Origin of the sequence: Reyranella sp. (assembly GCF_050185545.1) — a bacterium.
Taxonomy (GTDB): Bacteria; Pseudomonadota; Alphaproteobacteria; order Reyranellales; family Reyranellaceae; genus Reyranella.
Genome location: NZ_JBFWZI010000095.1, coordinates 1 through 20,543, shown reverse-complemented (window position 1 = coordinate 20,543; position 20,543 = coordinate 1). Strand labels below are relative to the sequence as shown.

The window sequence follows — 20,543 nt, the reverse complement described above, 5'->3', positions numbered from 1 at the left end:
CATGACGACGCCGAACAGCGACGAGACATTCCGTAGCCTGACTGTGGCAGCGCCGGAAATCCGGCCGTTCTGGGAGGCTGCCCGGCGTGGCGAGCTGCTGTTGGCCCACTGCACCGCCTGCAGGCGCCCGCATTGGTTTCCACGCGTGGTCTGCCCGCTCTGCGGCAGCCGCGCCATCGAATGGCGCGCGGCGTCCGGCCGAGGCACCATCTACAGCGTCAGCGTGGCGCGCCGTGCCACCCCGCCCTATGCCCTGGCCTATGTGACGCTCGACGAGGGCCCGACGCTGCTGACCAACATCGTCGACTGCGATGTCGACGGCATTGCCATCGGGCAGAAAGTGAAGGTCGTGTTCAAGGACCGGCCCGACGCCCTTCCGGTGCCGATGTTCACGCCAGCCTAGGGCGCGACTGATTCAAATCGCTCCGCTGCGCTTGCGCCAGCGGTGGATGCGGCTGCTGTGACAAGCTGAGGTGCGCAGGGAACCATCTGAGCGCCGAAGCTTTTATCTCGCATGAGTTCGCGAGGGGTGGCAACGGACGCGCCTGTCATGGGGGCGTGCGAGGTACCGAAACTTGGCTTCGCGCCGACCATTTTTTATCTGCCGACCGCGCTTGCGGGCCCCGTCGGCGACTGGGCGCCCTACCTGGAGCGCGCGCGTCAGCTCGGCTTCGATCATCTCGGCCTTCCTCCCCTCTTTGCGGCCGATTGCGGCCTGACGACTGACTTCGAATCGGCAAATCCGGCCCTCGCCGCGGGCGACAGCGTCGATGTCGCCGCCGCGCGCATTGCCGAGCTGTGCCGGCGCCACGATTGCAAGGTCGCCGTCGATATCGTCCTCGACAGAATCGCGAACCAGGGGCCGGCCAGCGCCGCGACGCCGGCCTTCGCGCCGCTTCCGTCCGCTGCGACGGTCGATCCGCGGGTCGAGCCCGCGATCCGCCGCAGCCTGTTCGCCAATCTCGGTGACCCCGAAGGACGGGAGGCCTTCGAGCACTTGTGGATAGACAGGCTGTCTCGCCTGGGGCGGAACGGGCTCGCTGTCTTTCGCCTGATCGGGCTGCAGAACGTACCGCAGGCCACCGTGGCGACGATCATTGCCGGCGTGCGCGCGGGCGCCCCCTGCCGCTTCCTCGGCTGGACGCCCGGCCTGCCGTGGCCGGCGCTGTCGGGCCTCGCCGGCATCGGTCTGGACGGCGTGTTCGCCTCGGTCCCCTGGTGGGACGGACGCGCGAGCTGGTTCGTCGCGGAGCACGAGATCCTGCGCCGCATCGCGCCGGTGATCGGCATGGCGGCGGCGCCGTCGGAGGACGGCGCGCCGGGCCAGTCCCGGCACAAGCTCGAGGTCGCCGCCGCGACCAGCGCGGGACTGCTCGTCTCCGCGGCGACTGACGCGGACAGCGACATCTCGGCTGCGCTCGATCTGTTCAATCGCCTGCGCCGGGACGAACCCGAGCAGGGTCTGCGCAGCCTGACCGGGCCCGGCGAGCCGGTCACGGCCTTGCGTCGCGGTCGTCACCTGGTGCTGATCAACCCGGATCACGGCCGCGACCATGCCTATCGCGATCAGGTCTTGGCGCCGGCCGAGGTCCGCGTGGTCAGCGAGCCGCCGCAGTCGCTGATCGTCGGGTCTTTCGCTCCGGCGCTTCGCGCCGCGGTCACGTCGGGGCGCATCGTCATCGACAAGATCAGCCCGCAAATCGACAGGGGGCAGTTCGTCCCCCGCCGCCTCCTCGATCAACCGATCGCCGTCGAGGCCGACATCTTCATGGACGGCCACGACGTGCTGGCCGCCGAGCTGCAATGGCGCGCAGCCGATCAGGCGGAGTGGCAGACCGCGCCGATGAGCCCTCTGGGCAACGACCGCTGGCGCGCAGGGTTCACGCCCGACCGAATCGGCCGCTGGGAGTTCGCCATCGAGGCCTGGCTCGACGAGCTGGCCACCGTACGCCATGCCCTGACGCTCAAGCGCGCGGCGGGCGTCGACACCACGGTCGAAGAGGCCGAGGAAGCAGCGCTCCTCGCCACGACCGCCCGGCGCACGTTCGCCAGCCGCTCGGCCGTCCTGCCGATCGACATCGAGCGGGCGCAGGCGGCATTCGCCAGCTGGTACGAGATGTTTCCCCGCTCGGCGACCCGCGACGCGCGACGCCCCGGCACCCTCGTCGACGTGATCGGCGAGCTGCCGCGGATCCGCGACATGGGCTTCGATGTGCTCTACTTCCCGCCGATCCATCCGATCGGCACCAGCCATCGCAAGGGCCGCAACAACAGTCTGACCGCCGCGCCGGACGACGTTGGCAGCCCCTATGCGATCGGCAGTCCGGAAGGCGGTCACGACGCCTTGCATCCGGGCCTGGGAACGTTCGAAGACTTCCGCAAGCTCGTCGCCGCGGCGCGTGCGCACGGGCTCGAGATCGCTCTCGATTTCGCCATTCAATGCTCGCCCGACCATCCCTGGCTCAGCCAGCATCCCAACTGGTTCCGACGCCGTCCGGACGGCACGATCAAGTACGCCGAAAACCCGCCCAAGAAGTACGAGGACATCGTCAACGTCGATTTCCACGGCAAGGGCGCCACGGCGCTGTGGCGGGCGCTGCGCGACGTCGTGCTGTTCTGGATCGACGAAGGCGTCCGGCTGTTCCGCGTCGACAACCCGCACACCAAGCCCCTGGCGTTCTGGCAATGGATGATCGCCGAGGTGCGCGGCCGACATCCCGACGTGGTGTTCCTGTCGGAAGCCTTTACCCGGCCCAAGATGATGTACCGGCTGGCCAAGATCGGCTTCTCGCAGTCCTATACCTACTTCACGTGGCGCAACAGCAGGCACGAGCTCACCGAGTACATGACGGAGCTGACGACGACCGACGTCGTCGACTATTTCCGCCCCCACTTCTTCGTCAACACACCCGACATCAACCCGGTCTACCTGCAAACCTCCGGCCGCGCCGGCTTCCTGATCCGCGCCGTCCTCGCCACCACCCTGTCCGGCCTGTGGGGCATGTACTCCGGGTTCGAGATCTGCGAGGCGGCACCGCTACCGGGTCGCGAGGAGTATCTCGATTCGGAGAAGTATGAGATCCGCGTGCGCGACTTCGACGCGCCCGGCAACATCGTGTCCGAGATCACCCGCCTCAACCGCATCCGGCGCGCCCACCCCGCGTTGCACAGCCATCTCGGTCTCGCTTTCTACAACGCCGACAACGGGCAGGTGCTCGTCTACGGCAAGGCCCTGCCCTCGCACGAAGACATGATCTTCGCCGTCGTCAGCCTCGATCCTCATAATGCGCAGGAGGTCGGCTTTGAAATCCCGCTGTGGGAATGGCGCCTGCCCGACAATGGCGCGCTCGAGGCGGAGGACCTCATGACCGGCCGGCGCTTCACCCTCACCGGCAAGCACCAGCACCTGCGGCTCGACCCGTCGGCGCTGCCCTTCGCCCTGTGGCGGATCTGGCCGCAATGAACGCGCCCACGCCCGAGTTCGCCCGCGCGCTGCAGCAGGCAGCGGATCCGCTCTGGTACAAGGACGCGGTCATCTACCAACTGCACGTCAAGTCGTATTTCGATTCGAACAACGACGGCGTCGGCGACTTTCCCGGGTTGATCTCCAAGCTCGACTACATCGCCGATCTCGGCGTCAACACGCTGTGGCTGCTGCCGTTCTATCCGTCGCCGCGGCGTGACGACGGCTACGACATCGCCGACTACCGTGCGATCCATCCCGAGTACGGCAAGATGGCCGACTTCCGCAAGTTCGTATCAGAGGCCCATCGGCGCGGCCTGCGCATCGTCACCGAGCTGGTCATCAACCACACGTCGGACCAGCACCCCTGGTTCCAACGTGCGCGGCGCGCCAAGCCCGGCTCGTCGACGCGCAACTTCTACGTCTGGGCGGACAACGACCAGGGCTACCAGGGCACGCGCGTCATCTTCGTCGACAGCGAGCGCTCGAACTGGACCTGGGATCCGGTTGCCAACGCCTTCTACTGGCATCGCTTCTACGCGCACCAACCCGACCTCAACTTCGACAATGAACGCGTCATCGAGGCGGTGCTTCGCGTCATGCGGTTCTGGCTCGACATGGGCGTCGACGGCCTCAGGCTCGACGCGGTGCCGTATCTCGTCGAGCGCGAGGGCACCATCAACGAGAACCTGCCGGAGACGCACGCTGTCCTGAAGCGCCTCCGGGCGGAGATGGACAAGGCCTATCCCGACCGCATGCTGCTCGCCGAGGCCAACCAGTGGCCGGAGGACACCAAGGACTATTTCGGCGCCGGCGACGAATGCCACATGGCATTTCACTTCCCGCTGATGCCGCGCATGTACATGGCGCTGGCGCGCGAGGATCGCTTCCCCATCACCGACATCATGCGCCAGACGCCGCAGATTCCCGACAACTGCCAATGGGCGATCTTCCTGCGCAATCACGACGAGCTGACGCTCGAGATGGTGACCGATTCGGAACGCGACTACCTGTGGCAGACCTACGCCACCGACCGGCGCGCCCGCATCAACCTCGGCATTCGCCGGCGGCTGGCGCCGCTGCTGGAACGCGACCGCCGCCGCATCGAGCTGATGAACTGCCTGCTGATCTCGATGCCCGGGACGCCGGTGATCTACTACGGCGACGAGATCGGCATGGGCGACAACATCAGGCTGGGCGACCGCGACGGCGTGCGCACGCCCATGCAATGGTCGCCCGACCGTAACGGCGGCTTCTCGCATGCCGAGCCGGCGACGCTCGCCCTGCCGACCATCATGGACACGCTCTACGGCTACGAGGCCGTCAACGTAGAGGCGCAGCTGCGCGACCGCCATTCTCTGCTGCACTGGATGCGGCGCATGCTCGCGGTGCGCCGCTCGCACAGCGCCTTCGGGCGCGGCGGCCTGCACTTCCTCTATCCGAAGAACCGCAAGGTGCTCGCCTATCTGCGCGAGCTCGACAACGAGAAGATCCTCTGCGTCGCCAATGTCTCGAGCACGCCTCAGGCAGTCGAGCTCGACCTGTCTGCGTACAGCGGCCGCGTGCCGATCGAGCTCAACGGCGGTGCGCTGTTCCCGCCGATCGGGCAGCTCACCTACCTGCTGACCCTGCCGCCCTACGGCTTCTACTGGTTCATCCTGGCGGAGGCGAGCGAGGAGCCGCATTGGCATACGCCGGCGCCCGAGCCGCTGCCCGACTATGTCACCATCGTGATGCGCGATCGCCTGCTCGAGACGATCAACCAGCCGGTCGCCGCGCAGCTGCTGGAACGCGAATCGCTGCCCCCCTATCTGGCCAAGCGGCGATGGTTCTCGGCCAAGGGGCAGTCGCTGTCCTCGATACGGATCGCCTACACCACGCGCTTGCCGGGAGATGGCCGCGAGATCGTGCTCGCCGAGATCGAGACCGTCACCGACGGAACGACCAACCGATGGCAGCTGCCGATGTCGATCACCTGGGAAGAGGAGCAACAGGCCGCCCTGCCCGGGCAGCTTGCCCTCTCGCGCGTACGGCGTGGCCGGCGCATCGGCCTGCTGACCGATGCCTTCACCCTGCCGGAGTTCGGCCAGCAGACGCTGTGCGCGCTGGCCGACGGACAGTCGATCGAAACACCGGAAGGCCGGATCGTCTTCGAGCCGATGGCGGCTACCACCGACGCGCTGCGGTGCAAGGCCGACGCGGCCGTCCTGTGGCTCTCCGCCGAGCAGTCCAACAGCTCGCTGATCGTCGACGACGCGGTGATGCTCAAGATTTTCCGGCGCGTCGCGCCGGGCGCCCATCCCGAGGCTGAGATGGGGCGCTACCTCACGGCCCGCGGATTCACCAACTCGCCGCTGATGCTGGGCGAGGTGCGACGCATCGACAAGGAGGGCGACAGCCGGTCGCTCGCCGTCGCGCAGAGCTTCGTGCGCAACCAGGGCGACGGCTGGTCGTGGACGCTCGACCAGTTCAAGCGAGCGCTGGTCGATTTCGCCACCCATGGCGAGGCGCCGCAAGCGCGTCACGACGACATCGAGGACTACCTGGCCTTCGCCGGCATGGTCGGCATGAGGCTCGCCCAGATGCATGCCCTGCTTGCGCAACCGACGGAAGACGAAGCCTTCATGCCGGCCAAAGCGACGGCCAGGGACGTGGCGGGCTGGCTCGCCCAGGCCGAGGAGCGTCTCGATGCCGCCTTCGAGGTGATCGCCCATCGCAAGAGCGGCGAGAGTCCGGAAGACGACAAAGCCGCGGAAGAGCTCGCCGGCTCGCGCAAGGCGCTCCGCAAGACCCTTGCCGAGCGCTTGAAGAGCGGCGAGGGCAGCGTCGTCTGCCGCATCCATGGCGATTTCCATCTCGGCCAGATCCTGGTCGCCACTGGCGATGCCTACTTCATCGATTTCGAAGGCGAGCCGGGCCGGCCCCTGGCGGAACGGCGCGCCAAGATGAGCCCGCTTCTCGACGTGGCGGGCTTCCTGCGCTCGCTCGACTATGCCGTCGCAACCACGCTCGATCCCAAGAAGCTCGCCTCGGCACCCCTGCCCGAGGCCGAGCGCGCGCGCTTCGTGTCGCACCTGCGCGACGGCGCCGAGAAGGCCTTCCTCGATGCCTACTACGCCGGGCTCAAGGACGGGCTGGGGCTTGCCAACCGCGATCTGCTGACCTGCTTCATGATCACCAAGGCCGCCTACGAGATCGTCTACGAGGCCGCCAACCGGCCGACCTGGCTGTCGATCCCGCTGCAGGGCTTGAGCCGGCTGGCAACGGGGCTCCTTGCCGCCGGGAAGAAGCGATGAAGGCCGAGCTCGCCCTGGCGGAAGTCCAGGCCATAGCGGAGGCCCGCCATGGCGATCCGTTCAAGGTCCTGGGCCCACACGATGCGGCCGGCGGCCGGATCGTGCGCGCCTTCCTGCCCGGCGCGCGCGCTGTCGACGTGGTACGCCGTGCCGACGGGGCGATGCTTGGACGACTCGAGCAGGTGACGGGGCAGGGCTTGTTCGAGGGAGGCGTGAGCGATCGCACCCCCTATCTGCTGCGCATCAGCTGGCCCGAGGCCGTGCAGGAGACCGAGGACCCCTACTCGTTCGGACCGCTGCTGGGCGAGATCGACCTGCACCTGTTCAACGAAGGACGGCATTTTCGTCTGGCCGACGCCTTCGGCGCGAATGCCGTAACACTCGAAGGCGTGACCGGCGTCGGCTTCGCGGTCTGGGCGCCCAACGCGCGACGGGTTGCCGTGATCGGCGATTTCAACAGCTGGGACTCGCGTCGCCATCCGATGCGGCTGCGCTATCCGGCCGGCGTCTGGGAGCTGTTCGTGCCGCGGGTTTCGCCCGGCACGCCCTACAAATTCGACATCATCGGCGCCGGCGGCATTCCGCTGCCGCACAAGGCCGACCCGGTGGCCCAGCAGAGCGAGGCGCCACCGCGCACCGCCTCGATCGTCCGCGCGCCCAGGGATTGGGCTTGGCAGGATGGCGACTGGATGGCCGAGCGCGGCCGACGCCAGGCGGCCGACCAGCCGATCGCGATCTACGAAGTCCACCTGCCGTCCTGGATGCACGCCGAAGGGTTGCCGGGATGGAATGCCGCGGCGGAGCGGCTGATCCCATACGTCCACGACATGGGCTTCACCCATCTCGAGCTTCTGCCCATCACCGAGCACCCGTTCGGCGGCTCGTGGGGCTATCAGCCGCTCGGCCTGTTCTCGCCGAGTGGCCGCTTCGGTCCGCCTCTCGAGTTCGCCGCTTTCGTGGATCGGCTGCACCGCGCCGGCATCGGCCTGATTCTCGACTGGGTGCCGGCCCACTTCCCGACCGATCCGCACGGCCTGGCGCGTTTCGACGGCACGGCGCTCTACGAGCATCTCGATCCGCGCGAGGGATTCCATCGCGACTGGAACACCTACATCTACAATTTCGGCCGCCGCGAGGTGCAGGGCTTCCTGATCGCGAGCGCGCTGCACTGGCTCGAGCGCTTCCATGTCGATGCGCTGCGCGTCGACGCCGTCGCCTCCATGCTCTATCGCGACTACAGCCGCAATCCCGGCGAATGGGTGCCCAACGTGTTCGGCGGACGCGAGCATCTCGAGGCGGTCGACTTCCTGCGTCACCTGAACAGCGTCGTCGCCGAGCGCTGCGCCGGCGCCGTGGTGATCGCCGAGGAGTCGACGGCATGGCCCGGCGTGACCAGCCCTGTGGGCGACGCCGGCCTGGGCTTCGGCTACAAGTGGAACATGGGCTGGATGCACGACACGCTGCGCTACATGGCGCGCGATCCGATCCATCGCGCCTACCATCACGACGACATCACGTTCGGTCTGCTCTACGCCTTCTCCGAGCGCTTCGTGCTCCCGCTGTCGCACGACGAGGTGGTGCACGGCAAAGGCTCGCTGATCGGCAAGATGCCGGGCGATCGCTGGCAGAGATTCGCCAATCTGCGCGCCTATCTCGGCTTCATGTGGACGCATCCCGGCAAGAAGCTCCTGTTCATGGGCGGCGAGATCGCCCAGGAGCGGGAATGGAACCACGATCGGGAAATCGACTGGTTTCTGCTGGCCGACCCGGCCCATGCCGGCATCCAGCGCCTGGTGCGCGATCTCAACCACCTCTACCGGCGAGAGCCTGCGCTTCACCAGCGCGACTGCGATGCGGAGGGCTTCCGCTGGCTGATCGGCGACGACCGCGCCAACTCGGTTTTCGCCTTTCTGCGTCAGGGGACGGATCACGCCCAGCCGGTACTGGTGGTGTGCAACATGACTCCGGCGCCGCGGCATGGCTATCGCATCGGCGTGCCGCGGGCCGGCGGCTGGCAGGAGATCGCCAACACCGACTCGCGCTTCTACGGCGGCAGCGACATGGGCAACGGCGGCGGCGTCGGCACCGCCCCGATCGCGGCGCACGGCGAAAGCCAGTCGCTGGAGCTGGTCCTGCCGCCCCTGTCGACGATCGTGCTGCGCGCCATGAGCTGACCGGATGGCGGCACGACCCGATCGGCTGCTCGCGGGCTCGCCCTACCCGCTGGGCGCGACTTACGATGGTCTCGGCACCAACTTTGCCGTGTTCTCGGCCAACGCCAGCGGCGTCGATCTGTGCCTGTTCGACCAGCAGGGCCGGCGCGAGATCGCCCGCCTGCCGATGCCGGAGCATACCGACGAGGTGTGGCACGGCTATCTGCCGGACAGTCCTGCCGGGCTGGTCTACGGCTACCGCGCCCGCGGACCGTACGACCCGCAGCGGGGTCATCGCTTCAACCCGCACAAGCTCCTGCTCGATCCCTACGCCCGGCGGCTGGCGGGCTCCCTCAAGACGGTCGAAGCGCTCTACGGTTACCGGGTCAACTCCGCCCGCGGCGACCTGTCGTTCGATCGGCGCGACAGCGCCCCCGCCATGCTGAGAGGTGTCGTCACCTCCGAGCTGTTCGACTGGGCGGACGATCGCCCGCCCAACATCCCGCTCGCCGACACCGTCATCTACGAAGCCCACGTCCGCGGTCTCAGCATGCTCTTTCCCGGCCTGCGGCCGCGCGAGCGCGGCACCTTCGCCGCACTCGGCGAGCCTGCCGTCATCGACCATCTGCGACGTCTCGGCATCACGGCGGTCGAGCTGATGCCGGTGCAAGCCTTCGTGCAGGACGACCACCTGCTGCAGAAGGGCCTGCGCAACTACTGGGGCTACAACACGCTGGGCTTCTTCGCCGTCGAGCCGCGTTACCTGTCGAACGGATCGACCGACGAGATGCGCGTGGCGGTGCGCCGCCTCCATGCCGCCGGCATCGAGGTGATCCTCGACGTCGTCTACAATCACACCGCCGAGGGCAGCGAGCTCGGGCCGACCCTGGCGTTCCGCGGCCTCGACAACGCCAGCTACTACCGGCTGCTGCCCGACAATCCGCGCCATTGCATCAACGACACCGGCACCGGCAACACGTTGAACCTTTCGCATCCGCGCGTGTTGCAGATGGTCATGGATTCCCTGCGCTACTGGGTGACCTCCTACCACGTCGACGGATTCCGCTTCGATCTCGGCGTGACGCTGGGCCGCGAAAGCAACGGCTTCGATCCGGGTGCGGGCTTTCTCGACGCCGTGCGGCAAGACCCGGTCCTGTCGCGCGTAAAACTGATCGCCGAGCCGTGGGATCTCGGGCCGGGCGGCTATCAGCTCGGCCAGCTCCCGCCCGGGTTTTCCGAGTGGAACGACAAGTTTCGCGACGGCGTGCGCCGATTCTGGCGTGGCGACGAAGGCCATCGTGCCATCCTGGCGGACTGTGTCGCCGGATCGAGCCCGATCTTCGAGCGCCGCGGCCGGCGTCCCTACGCCTCAATCAACTATGTCGCCTCGCACGACGGCTTCACCCTGCTCGATACGGTGAGCTACGCCGAGCGCCACAACGAAGCCAACGGCGAGGACAACAAGGACGGCCACAGCGAGAACTTCTCGGCCAACTGGGGAGTCGAGGGGCCGACCGAGGACCCGTGGGTGCTCGAGCTGCGCGGCCGCCTGCAACGGGCGATGCTGGCCACCGTGCTCCTCTCGCAGGGCACGCCGATGGTCCTGGCCGGAGACGAGCTTGGACGTACCCAGAACGGCAACAACAACGCCTACTGCCAGGACGACGAGACGTCGTGGATCGACTGGAGCTCGGCCGCGTCGCCGGACGGGCGGACGCTCTCCGCGTTCACGGCCCGCTTGATCGCCTTGCGACGCCGCCATTCGGTGCTGCGCTGCAGTCACTATCTGCATGGCAGGGAGGAGATCGTGCCCGGCATCCGTGATATCGATTGGTTCGACGAGATGGGCGATCCGTTGACACCGGAAGCCTGGAAAAATCCGCTTGCCCATCTGCTGACGGTGCGGCGGGCGGGCCGCGAGAGCGACGGCAGTGCCGCCATCCTGACCTGCTTCTTCAACGCCGATTCGGAGGATCACGACTTCCGGATCCCGGGTCCGCTGCCGGCGCGCCTGCTGATCGACAGCGCGGCTCCTCATGATCCGGAGCGCGATCTCACCGACGACAAGGTGAGCGTGAGGGCGCGCAGCGTCCTTCTGGTGCGCAGCGTCGTCGCCGCGGAGGGTGGATGACGGCCCTGTCGTTCGGAGCGACCGTCCTCGACGCCGGCCGCACCCGCTTCAGGCTGTGGGCGCCGGCGCTCGCCGAGGTCGGCCTCGAGATCGACCGCCTGCCGGCGGTTGCCATGACGGCGCTGGGCGACGGCTGGTTCGAGACCGAGGTCTCCTGCGGGCCGGGCGCACGCTATCGCTATCGCCTTCCGAATGGCCTTGCCGTGCCCGATCCGGCCTCGCGCGCCCAAGCCGACGACGTCCATGGTCCGAGCGTCGTCGTCGACCCGGATCGATATCCCTGGCGCAACGCCGATTGGCGCGGCCGGCCGTGGCGGGACAGCGTGCTCTACGAACTGCACACCGGGCTGTTCGGCGGCTTTGACGGCGTGAGGGCGGCGCTGCCGCGACTGGCCGAGCTCGGCATCACCGCCGTCGAGCTGATGCCGGTCAGCGATTTCTCCGGCACGCGCAACTGGGGCTACGACGGCGTCCTGCCCTTCGCGCCCGATCGTGCCTACGGATCGCCGGAACAGCTCAAGGCGCTCGTCGATTCGGCCCACGACTTGCAGCTGATGATGTTCCTCGACGTCGTCTACAACCACTTCGGGCCGGACGGGAACTACCTCGCGAGCTACGCGCCGCAGTTCTTCCGCGACGATCTGCACACGCCGTGGGGCGTGGCGATCGATTTCCGCCGACCGCAGGTCCGTCGCTTCTTCACCGAGAACGCTCTCTACTGGCTGCACGAGTACCGCTTCGACGGCCTGCGGTTGGACGCCGTTCACGCCATCGGCGATCCCGCCTGGCTGGACGAGATGGCTGCCGAGGTGCGGTCGGCCATCGAGCCCGGGCGCCATGTGCACCTGGTGCTGGAGCACGACGGCAACGAGGCGGGCCATCTGCGCCGCGACTTCACGGCGCAATGGAACGACGACGCCCACCATGCGCTGCACGTCCTGCTGACCGGGGAGCGCGACGGCTACTACCGGGACTACGTCGACGCCACGCGCCACCTCGCACGTTGCCTCAAGGAAGGTTTTGCCTATCAGGGCGATCCGTCGATCCATCGCGACGGTCGGCCGCGCGGCACGCCGAGCGCCGACCTGGCCCCGACCAAGTTCATCGTGTTCCTGCAGAACCACGATCAGATCGGCAATCGTCCGCTTGGCGATCGCCTCGCGCGCCTGGCCGATCGCGACGCCCTGAAGGCCGCGGTCGCTTTGCAATTGCTGGCCCCCTGCATCCCGCTGATCTTCATGGGCGAGGAAACGTTCGACGAGCGGCCCTTCCTGTTCTTCACCGACTTTCACGGCGAGCTGGCGACCGCCGTGCGCGAGGGCAGGCGCCGCGAGTTCCGCCACTTCGCCGGCTTCGCGAGCGAGAAGATCAGCGACCCCAACGCGCGCGAAAGCTTCGAGTGCTGCCGCGTGACCGCCACGGGCGATAGCGGCTTCTACCGCACGCTGCTGGCGTTGCGTCAGAGCGCCATCGTGCCACGGCTGGAAGGTGCGCGTGCCATCGACGCCCAGGTCATCGGCCCCGGTGCCGTCGAAGGCCGCTGGCGACTGGGCGACGGTTCGCTGCTCACGATCGCCGCCAATCTCTCGACGGAGGCCTGCCCGTTCATCGGCCCCGGTGCATCGCAGCTTTACGAATCCCGGCCTGACGCCGTGCGCAACAGCCAACTGCGAGACCGCAGCACCGTGGCCTTTCTGGCCTCACCATCATGAGCGATGCCACGGTCCGCGACCTGGCCCGTCGCGCGGGCCTGGCGGTCTCCTGGACCGACTCCGGGTCGCGCCGCCGGCATGTCGGCGTGGCGACGCTGAGGCACATCCTGGCGGCGCTCGGCCTGCCGTGCGCCTCGGCGGGCCAGCTTCGCGAAAGTTTCGAGCGGCTGAACCAACAACGCGTCGCTCCGCGCCTGCTGACGACCACCGCCGGCATGCGACCCGCCTTGCCGCACGTTTACCAGGAAGGCGCCGCCGAGCTGGTCTACGAGGACGGCTCGCGCGCGAGCCTGCGAATCGAAGCCGGCCGCCTGCCGGCGCTCGACAAGCCCGGCTATCATCGCCTGCTGCTCGGTGATCGCGAGCAACCGATCGCCGTCGCCCCCCGGCGCTGCCTGACCGTCGGCGATCTCGTGCGCGATCGCCGGCCTTGGGGCGTGGCGGTCCAGCTCTACAGCCTGAAGCGCGACGGAGATGGCGGCATCGGCGATACGACCGCGCTTGCCGATCTGGCGACATCCGCCGCACGCCAGGGCGCCGATGCCGTGGCGCTGAGCCCGACTCACAGTCTCTTCCCCGAGGATCCGGCGCGCTTCGGTCCCTACTCGCCGTCGTCGCGGCTGTTCCTCAATCCACTGCTTGCCGACCCGGCAACGGTGCTGGGCCGTGCGCGCGTGCTCGATGCCGCCGCCGGGATGCCGGTCGAACCGGTCGACGGCTTGATCGATTGGCCGAGGGCGAGCAACGCCAAGTATCGCCTGCTGCGTCGCCTGTTCGAGGACTTTGCGCAGAACGACCTCGCCCAGGAGTCATCCCTTGCCCGCGACTTTCGCGGTTTCGTGCAGGACGGCGGAGTCTCTCTGCGCCGGCATGGCGAGCTCGAAGCGGCGCGCGCCCATCAGCCCACGCCGCCGCAATTTCCCCTGTTCCTGCAATGGCTCGCCGCAGGCGCCTTCGCCGCCGCACAGCGGGGGTGTCGCGACGCCGGCATGCGGATCGGCCTGATCAGCGACCTTGCGGTCGGCCTCGATCCAGCCGGCAGCGAGGTCGCAGCGCGACCACAGGACTACCTCGCGGGCCTCCGGATAGGCGCGCCGCCCGACCAGTTCAACCAGCGCGGCCAGGACTGGGGCCTGACGACCTTCTCGCCCGGGGCGCTGCGCGCGGAAGGCTTCGCCCCCTTCCTTGCCACCCTGCGCGCCGCACTGCGACACGCGGGCGGCGTGCGCATCGATCACGCCATGGGATTGATGCGACTGTGGCTGGTGCCCGACGGCGCTCCCCCGACCGAGGGCGCCTACCTCGCCTATCCGCTCGACGATCTGTTGCGCCTCGTGGCACTCGAATCGCACCGCCATGGCGCCATCGTCATCGGCGAGGACCTCGGCACCGTGCCGCCTGCGTTTCGCCGCCGCTGCCGCATCGCCGGTATCGCGGGAATGGACGTCCTGTGGTTCCAGCGCGATGGCCAGCGCTTCCTGGCGCCGCGCGAATGGCGTCCTGAAGCGGTCGCGCTGACGACGACCCACGACCTGCCGACCGTCGCCGGATGGTGGCGCGGCGCCGATCTCGAGCTGCGGCGCGGGCTGGGAACGCACGGCGAGGACGAGGCGAGTCGGCGCGATGCGGACCGCGACAGCCTGTGGCAGGCCTTCGAGGAGGCGGGTGTCGCCGCGTCGCCGCAGCCTCCGCTGGAGGCAGAGCCGGTCGTCGACGCCGCCGTCGGGTTCATCGCCGAGACAGTCGACACGCTGGCTCTGGTGCCGTTGGAGGACGTGCTGGGATGGGCCGACCAACCCAATCTGCCCGGCACGATCGACGAGCACCCAAACTGGCGACGGCGCTATGCGACGCCGGCCGCGGATCTCCTGGCCGCCCCGGCGGCCCGGCGCCGTCTCGCCCTGATGGCGGAACATCGCGCGTGACACCGCGGTCGACCCTGCGGCTTCAGCTGCACAAGGGATTCACCTTCGCCGACGCCGAGAACATCGTCCCCTACCTCGCCCGGCTCGGCATCAGTCACCTCTATACCTCGCCGATCGCCATGGCGCGGCCGGGCTCGACGCACGGCTACGACGGCATCGATCCGTCGCGGATCAATCCGGAGCTGGGAGGCGAGGCGGGCTTCGAGCGCCTGGCCGGCACGGCGCAGCGACAAGGCCTTGGCATCATCATCGACATCGTGCCCAACCACATGGCCGCCAGTCTCGACAATCCTTGGTGGCTCGATGTCCTGACCCATGGCCGCAACAGCCGTTACGCCAACGCCTTCGACATCGACTGGGAGAGTGATGACCCGTTGCTGCGCGGCAAGGTGCTGCTCCCTCTGTTGACGCAACCGCTGTCGGACGCGTTGTCGTCGGCCGCGATGGAAATCGTCACGCACCCGGATGGAAGCCGCGGCCTGCGCTACGGCACCACAATCCTGCCCCTGCAAGGCGATGGAGCACTGTCGATGGCGCTGCTCGAGCGCCAGCCGTATCGGCTCGCCTGGTGGCGAACCGCCGGCGATCGCATCAACTGGCGGCGCTTCTTCGACATCAACGAGCTGGTCTGCCTGCGCATGGAGGATTCCGAAACCTTCGAGCGCGTGCATGCCCTGCCCGCGCTGCTCTATGCCCAGGGCATGATCGACGGCGTCAGGGTCGACCACGTCGACGGCCTCGCCGACCCCGCCGACTATTGCTGCCGCTTGCGCCAGCGACTCGATGCCGGCGATCCATCACGCCCCTACATCGTGGTCGAGAAGATCCTGATGCGAGGCGAGCTCCTGCCGGGCTCGTGGCGCTGCGACGGCACGACCGGCTACGACTTCATGGACCAGGTAAGTGCGCTGCAGCACGATGCCGCCGGCGAGGCCATCCTCAAGGATGCCTGGGCCGCGCTCAGCCATCGGCCACGTGATTTCGATGCCGAGGAAGAGATCGCGCGGCGCGAAACCATCGCGCGCAGTTTCGCCGCGCCGCTCGAGGCCTGCGTCGCCGCGTTCGAGCGCGCCGCCGCCGGGATGACCGACCTCACTCGACCATCGCTGCGCCGGGTGCTCGAGCTGCTGCTGATCAACTTCCCGGTCTATCGCAGCTACGGGACGCCGGAGGATGGCCCTGCGCTCGACGCGGCGTTTGCCGGTGCGCGGCGGTCTGTCCTGCCGAACGATGCGATCACCCTCGCGATCCTCGAACGATGGTTCCGCGAGCCCGGGCCGGAGATCGCACCGCTGCGCCGCTTTCAGCAGCTGAGCGCACCGATCGCCGCCAAGGCAGTAGAGGATACGGCCTTCTATCGCTACGGCCCACTGCTCTCGCGCAACGATGTCGGCTTCGACGTCCGCCAGTTCAGCCTGTCGCCGGACGACTTCCATCGCCACATGATGCAGTGCCAACCGACGAGCCTCCTGGCAACGGCGACACATGACCACAAGCGTGGCGAGGATGTCCGTGCGCGCCTCGCCGTGCTGAGCGAGCGCGCCACAGAATGGACGCGCTTGCTGGCGCGCTGGATCGCGGCACTCGAGCCGCTACGGCACAATGGCATTCCGAGCGCTGGCGATGTCGCAATGCTGTTGCAGATGGTGGTGGGTGCGTGGCCCCTCGACCTGGCGCTCGACGATGCCGCGGGACGCATCGCCTTCGCGCGCCGCCTTGCCGCGTGGCAGGAGAAGGCGTTGCGCGAGGCCAAGCTCGCCAGCGACTGGAGCGCGCCAAACGAACCCTACGAGGCGGCGGCACGGAGCTTGGTTCTGCACCTGGTGGGCGATGCTCATCCGAGCCCCCTGCTCGAGGAGATCTTTGCTTTCGTGCAGTCGATCGCTCCGGCCGGCGCGGTCAACAGCCTGGCCCAGGTTCTCATCAAGCTCACCGCGCCGGGTGTTCCGGACTTCTACCAGGGCACCGAGCACTGGGATTTCAGCCTGGTCGATCCAGACAACCGTCGGCCCGTCGACTATGCAGTCCGAATTCGATCGATCGAGGAAGGTCCGACCTCGCCGTGGCGCAGCGGCGCCCTCAAACAAAACCTGATCGTCCGCACACTATCTTTGCGCGCCGCGTGGCCCGATCCGTTCGTTCATGGAACTTACGAGCCGGTGCGTCTCGACGGTGACGGGCCGGAAACCGCCCTCGCCTTCTGTCGGCGACAAGGGCGAGACCTGATCATGGCAGTGGTTCCGCGCCTACCGGGCCGGCTGCATATCGACGGAGCAAGCTCCCGACTGGAAATCACTTGGCCGAATTTGCGGCTCGACCCGCCATCGTCCCGGATTTTCTTCGATGTCCTGCAGGACTATCAGCCATTCGAGCCACATTCCGGAACGACGCTGAAAGAACTTTGCGGGCGCCGTCCTTTGGCCCTGTTTTCCACACGCAACAGCCCACATTCTTAGTGTAATTTGAAGATCTCGCGGCGGTGTGGAACGCAGACACGCAGCTCACGCACGGGAGCCGGGGCAGGGGCTGGTCCCTTAGAGCGGAAATCCGTCAGCTAGCGGCCATGACCTCACGGTGCGTAGGTAGCGAACCATGGCCAGCCGGTGTTGCGCCCGGCCCGCGAGGACATCTCAATCCGCCAGTTGGGCAACGCTCCCTTTCGCCTGCCGCCGGCGCAAACCACTGATCTCGCCCTCGATTTCGCGCAGCTGCGAAAGCTTGAGCATTTGCTGCTTCAGGGAGGCGGCGCGCCGGCTGAGGGCGAGTTCCTTGAGGGAGGCCAATTCCGACGTGATCCTCTGCCTGGTCTGCACGACGCGGGGTCCGGGGATTTTCATGCCTTGCTAACGCCGCAAGGTGTGACTTGGTTGCAACATCCCAGTGACTTTGGAACCTTATCGGCAACCATCCCACGGAATGCGTGTTGCGCAAAGCCTCTTCGCCCCAGGACCTTTAACGGTTTCATCCAGCCATTGACATGGAACGGCCAGAATCACCGACGTTAGCGATCGCCAACGTCGACGCCGCTTCGGTGGTCGAGCCTATGAATCTCCAAACAGACCATGTCGTCAATACCCTGCTGACACTGGGAACGACCTATGGGCTCAGGGTCGTTGGCGCGATCGCGGTTCTGATCGCGGTATCGCGGATGCTTACCACTTGGTCGAGCGGCTGTGCGGAACGGTCCGCAATATGGACCACACCCTGGTTCTGTTTCTCGCCAATGCGGCGCGCTATGCCATGCTAGCCTTCGCCATCGTGGCAGTGCTGACGACGTTCGGCGTCGCCGCGAGCTTCATTGCCGCCTTCGGCGTGATCGGCCTCGCCGTCGGTCTCGCCTTGCAAGGCACTCTCAGTCACTTCACCGCCGGCATCATGCTTGATGCTTGTCGTGCTCCGTCCCTTCCATCGGATGCCTCGAGCTCACTGTAGAAGATGTTGACGATGACGATCCTCTCTCGACGCCGCCCGTTACAATGTGGTCACCCATGTGCTCAACGCTCGCCCATCAAGGCAGCGCGACTCTGAAACGAGGCGTGACCCATCTGTCCGAGGTAGTACGATCAAAACGTGCATGATCGTCGAAAGTTCTCGATGACAAGCCGCAGCGTCCACGCCGCAACCCCAAAGCCTCTCCTCCATTAACATCAACAGCTGCAAAGGAGAAAGAGAGCGAACGATGCGCTACACGGTGCAAGCGGCGACGGCAGCCGACGTCGCTCATATCGCAAACAAGATGTCGGAGAACGGCGGCCCGTCCTCGTCTGCTGCCGTCAACCATCTGTTGCGTAGTTGCGCCTTCAGCCGCCAGCTGTGGGCGGCGCGGGATCTGGAGGGAACGCCCGCTGCCTTGTGGGGCGTCGTCCCTGCTCCGGACCAGCCGCAGACCGGGCGTCTGTGGATGATGCTGGTCGAATCCGATGAACAGGATCGACAGGACCTGGCGGACTCCTCGCGTCTCGTCGTTGACGAGATGCTGACGGAGTTCGGTGAACTCGAGAACATCGTTCCCGCCGACAGTACCGACGCAATAGAAGTGTTGAGCAGGATGGGCTTCCATCTCGGCCCGCCCCTGCCGGCGCAGACGGATGCACCGCTGCAGCGCCGCGCCTGGCTCGAGGCCGGTGAAGTTGCCTTCTCCGATTTGCCGCGCGTGGTGAACTAGCGAGGTACGAGGAGTCTCTTCTTCCCTCCACGAGCAGACTTTCGGCCGCGGGTTCCCGATCTCGAGGGATCGCGGAAACGCTCTATCACGCGGACCAGCGCGACGCCCGATTCTTGAGGCGCAGATTGTTCCGCACGGCCTTTACGCCGCTGACCTCTTCCACCAGGTCTTCCGCGCGCTGCCGGGCAGAGCGATTGTCGATTCTGCCGCTCAAGGTGACCTCGCCGTTGTTCACCTGCACCTCGATCTCGCAAGCGTCGACGTGCGAGTCTTCCAAAAGAACATCGCAAACGTGTTCCTCGATCCGCTCGTCTGATCGCGTGTAGCCCTTCGGACCTTTGCCACGGTGCGGGCCACGATCCTCGTCATAACCAGCCCAATAGTTGCGCTCGTTGGCGTGCTTCGAGTAGGGCGCCACGCCGCCATACCGACCCTGATAGGTTTCATGCAGGTCGCTGCCGACCATGGCCGATTGATCCGGGTCATCCATGTCGACGCCTTCGTAGCGCGCGCTACGGCGCCTGATCCGGCGCCAATAGTCGTCATCGCCGGATCGCCCGCGCTCGCCACCGCCATGGCGACCGCGGCGGGAATTGGCCGCGAAACGCGGTTCGCCCGCAGATTCGTCGGGATCTTTTCGTTGTCCGGTTCGATCCCATTGCGGCGCAGGATTGTCCTTCGCTTGCAGGCGGCGCCAGCGTGCCCGACGCTGGTCGCCCTCGACATCACGGACGTCACGAAGCGACGCGCCCATCGCAGGATCGAAGTCGCGTCTTGGAAAGCGATCGCGCGGATGCGCGTCGAGATCACGCCGACGGTCGTCGTTGCGCCGGTAGGCCACGGTGCACCTCCTCAGCGGGCATGGGAAGGCTAAACGATACGGGAAAAGCCGGGTTGCCGTTCGATTGTGATGTCGGCAACTCGAAACATCGTCCGTATTGGCACGCGGTCGTGTCGGATGAAAAGTGGCGAAATTGAGGAACGTTCCTTCCTTCGTTTCGTTGCTATCGACGCATGGCCGCTCCTCGAGAAACAGGCAGGTGGTACGGCCGCTGGTACGTGCCCGTTCTGGCCGTCGTTGCGGCGGTCGCCATTGTCACGGCGATTGCCCAGCGCACGGGCGACGCAGCGCGAGCGCGCCTGCTGATGTCGTCGGACAACCCGTTTTCCATCACCCGCGGAACCGCGTGCGAACCGGGCATCGGCTGCTGACAATGGCACCGCGGCCAATCAGTGCACGCACCGATTCTTGTTCAGCTCTTCCTCGAGCAGCTCACGGTAAAGCACTACTGCACCATACGATTCTTCGAGGTGGGCGAGCTGAGACTCGGCCTTCTCGGCTTCCGCGGCGTCGCCCAGCTCACGCAAAACATCGACCAGCAGCCTCTGCTCTCCGATCTGAGTTTCGAGCTTGGCAAGACAGCTCATCACCGCTTCCAGATCAGGCTTCGTGTGCATGCCCGATAGAACGATATCGGACCGAAGCCAGTTGCAGCGATCTTCGCATTCTCCGCTGGCTAGACCGCCGGCGGTTGCCGATCGACGGCATGAGCGGCGAGTTGCGGCCGCGGGAAGGTCGGCGTCGCGCCCGGGCGGGCGTCCCGACTGTCAGGAAGCCGACCAGCCGCGACGGCGCCTCGAAGCCAAGCAGGGCATTGACGTTGGGATCATAGGCATTGGCGCCCGTCACCCACATGG

At 67.0% G+C, this 20,543-nt stretch carries 13 protein-coding genes and 1 pseudogene; 10 read left to right on the top strand and 4 right to left on the bottom strand.

The genetic code is table 11. The annotated features are described in order from the left end of the window. Position 1: 1 nt before the first annotated feature. From AB7O82_RS22645 to treY, 8 genes are all read left to right on the top strand, one after another. Positions 2 to 403: a Zn-ribbon domain-containing OB-fold protein gene (locus tag AB7O82_RS22645; RefSeq protein WP_428550669.1), complete on the top strand. Its 402-nt coding sequence runs from the start codon at positions 2 to 4 to the stop codon at positions 401 to 403. A gap of 147 nt (positions 404 to 550) precedes the next feature. Further along, positions 551 to 3,463, top strand: a complete 2,913-nt coding sequence (locus AB7O82_RS22640; RefSeq protein ID WP_428620227.1) for an alpha-1,4-glucan--maltose-1-phosphate maltosyltransferase — start codon at positions 551 to 553, stop codon at positions 3,461 to 3,463. Further along, complete coding sequence (gene treS / locus AB7O82_RS22635; protein WP_428620226.1) at positions 3,460 to 6,759, top strand: maltose alpha-D-glucosyltransferase; 3,300 nt, start codon at positions 3,460 to 3,462, stop codon at positions 6,757 to 6,759. The genes AB7O82_RS22640 and treS overlap by 4 nt, the downstream gene beginning before the upstream one ends. Next, positions 6,756 to 8,933, top strand: coding sequence for a 1,4-alpha-glucan branching protein GlgB (gene glgB / locus AB7O82_RS22630; protein ID WP_428620225.1), 2,178 nt, complete (start codon positions 6,756 to 6,758; stop codon positions 8,931 to 8,933). The genes treS and glgB overlap by 4 nt, the downstream gene beginning before the upstream one ends. A 4-nt stretch (positions 8,934 to 8,937) precedes the next feature. Continuing rightward, positions 8,938 to 11,043, top strand: a complete 2,106-nt coding sequence (gene glgX, locus AB7O82_RS22625; protein ID WP_428620224.1) for a glycogen debranching protein GlgX — start codon at positions 8,938 to 8,940, stop codon at positions 11,041 to 11,043. Next, positions 11,040 to 12,755: a malto-oligosyltrehalose trehalohydrolase gene (treZ, locus tag AB7O82_RS22620; RefSeq protein ID WP_428620223.1), complete on the top strand. Its 1,716-nt coding sequence runs from the start codon at positions 11,040 to 11,042 to the stop codon at positions 12,753 to 12,755. The genes glgX and treZ overlap by 4 nt, the downstream gene beginning before the upstream one ends. Continuing rightward, entirely contained in the window at positions 12,752 to 14,680 is a 1,929-nt protein-coding gene (malQ, locus tag AB7O82_RS22615) for a 4-alpha-glucanotransferase (RefSeq protein WP_428550794.1), read from the top strand. Before treZ ends, malQ begins: the two co-directional genes overlap by 4 nt. Next, the gene (treY, locus tag AB7O82_RS22610; RefSeq protein ID WP_428620221.1) at positions 14,677 to 17,136 is read left to right on the top strand and encodes a malto-oligosyltrehalose synthase; all 2,460 of its coding nucleotides are present in this window, start codon (positions 14,677 to 14,679) and stop codon (positions 17,134 to 17,136) included. The genes malQ and treY overlap by 4 nt, the downstream gene beginning before the upstream one ends. Positions 17,137 to 17,310: 174 nt before the next feature. Here treY and AB7O82_RS22605 read toward each other — a convergent pair whose 3' ends face one another. Continuing rightward, positions 17,311 to 17,463: a hypothetical protein gene (locus tag AB7O82_RS22605; protein WP_428620220.1), complete on the bottom strand. Its 153-nt coding sequence runs from the start codon at positions 17,461 to 17,463 to the stop codon at positions 17,311 to 17,313. A gap of 376 nt (positions 17,464 to 17,839) precedes the next feature. On the opposite strand from AB7O82_RS22605, the gene AB7O82_RS22600 reads away from it, so the two are divergent. Further along, entirely contained in the window at positions 17,840 to 18,112 is a 273-nt protein-coding gene (locus AB7O82_RS22600) for a hypothetical protein (protein ID WP_428550801.1), read from the top strand. Between the two features lie 247 nt (positions 18,113 to 18,359). Continuing rightward, positions 18,360 to 18,845: a hypothetical protein gene (locus tag AB7O82_RS22595; RefSeq protein WP_428620219.1), complete on the top strand. Its 486-nt coding sequence runs from the start codon at positions 18,360 to 18,362 to the stop codon at positions 18,843 to 18,845. Positions 18,846 to 18,930: 85 nt separating this feature from the next. Here the strand turns inward: AB7O82_RS22595 and AB7O82_RS22590 are convergent, their stop codons facing one another. The 3 genes and pseudogenes from AB7O82_RS22590 to AB7O82_RS22580 form a co-directional block, all read right to left on the bottom strand. Then, on the bottom strand, positions 18,931 to 19,686 hold the full coding sequence (locus AB7O82_RS22590) for a BON domain-containing protein (protein WP_428620217.1): 756 nt from the start codon (positions 19,684 to 19,686) through the stop codon (positions 18,931 to 18,933). Between the two features lie 389 nt (positions 19,687 to 20,075). After that, positions 20,076 to 20,273 (bottom strand): hypothetical protein, encoded by a 198-nt coding sequence (locus AB7O82_RS22585; RefSeq protein WP_428620216.1) that lies wholly within the window; start codon positions 20,271 to 20,273, stop codon positions 20,076 to 20,078. Positions 20,274 to 20,286: 13 nt separating this feature from the next. Further along, a pseudogene (locus AB7O82_RS22580) lies at positions 20,287 to 20,543 on the bottom strand (hypothetical protein); the annotation flags it as partial.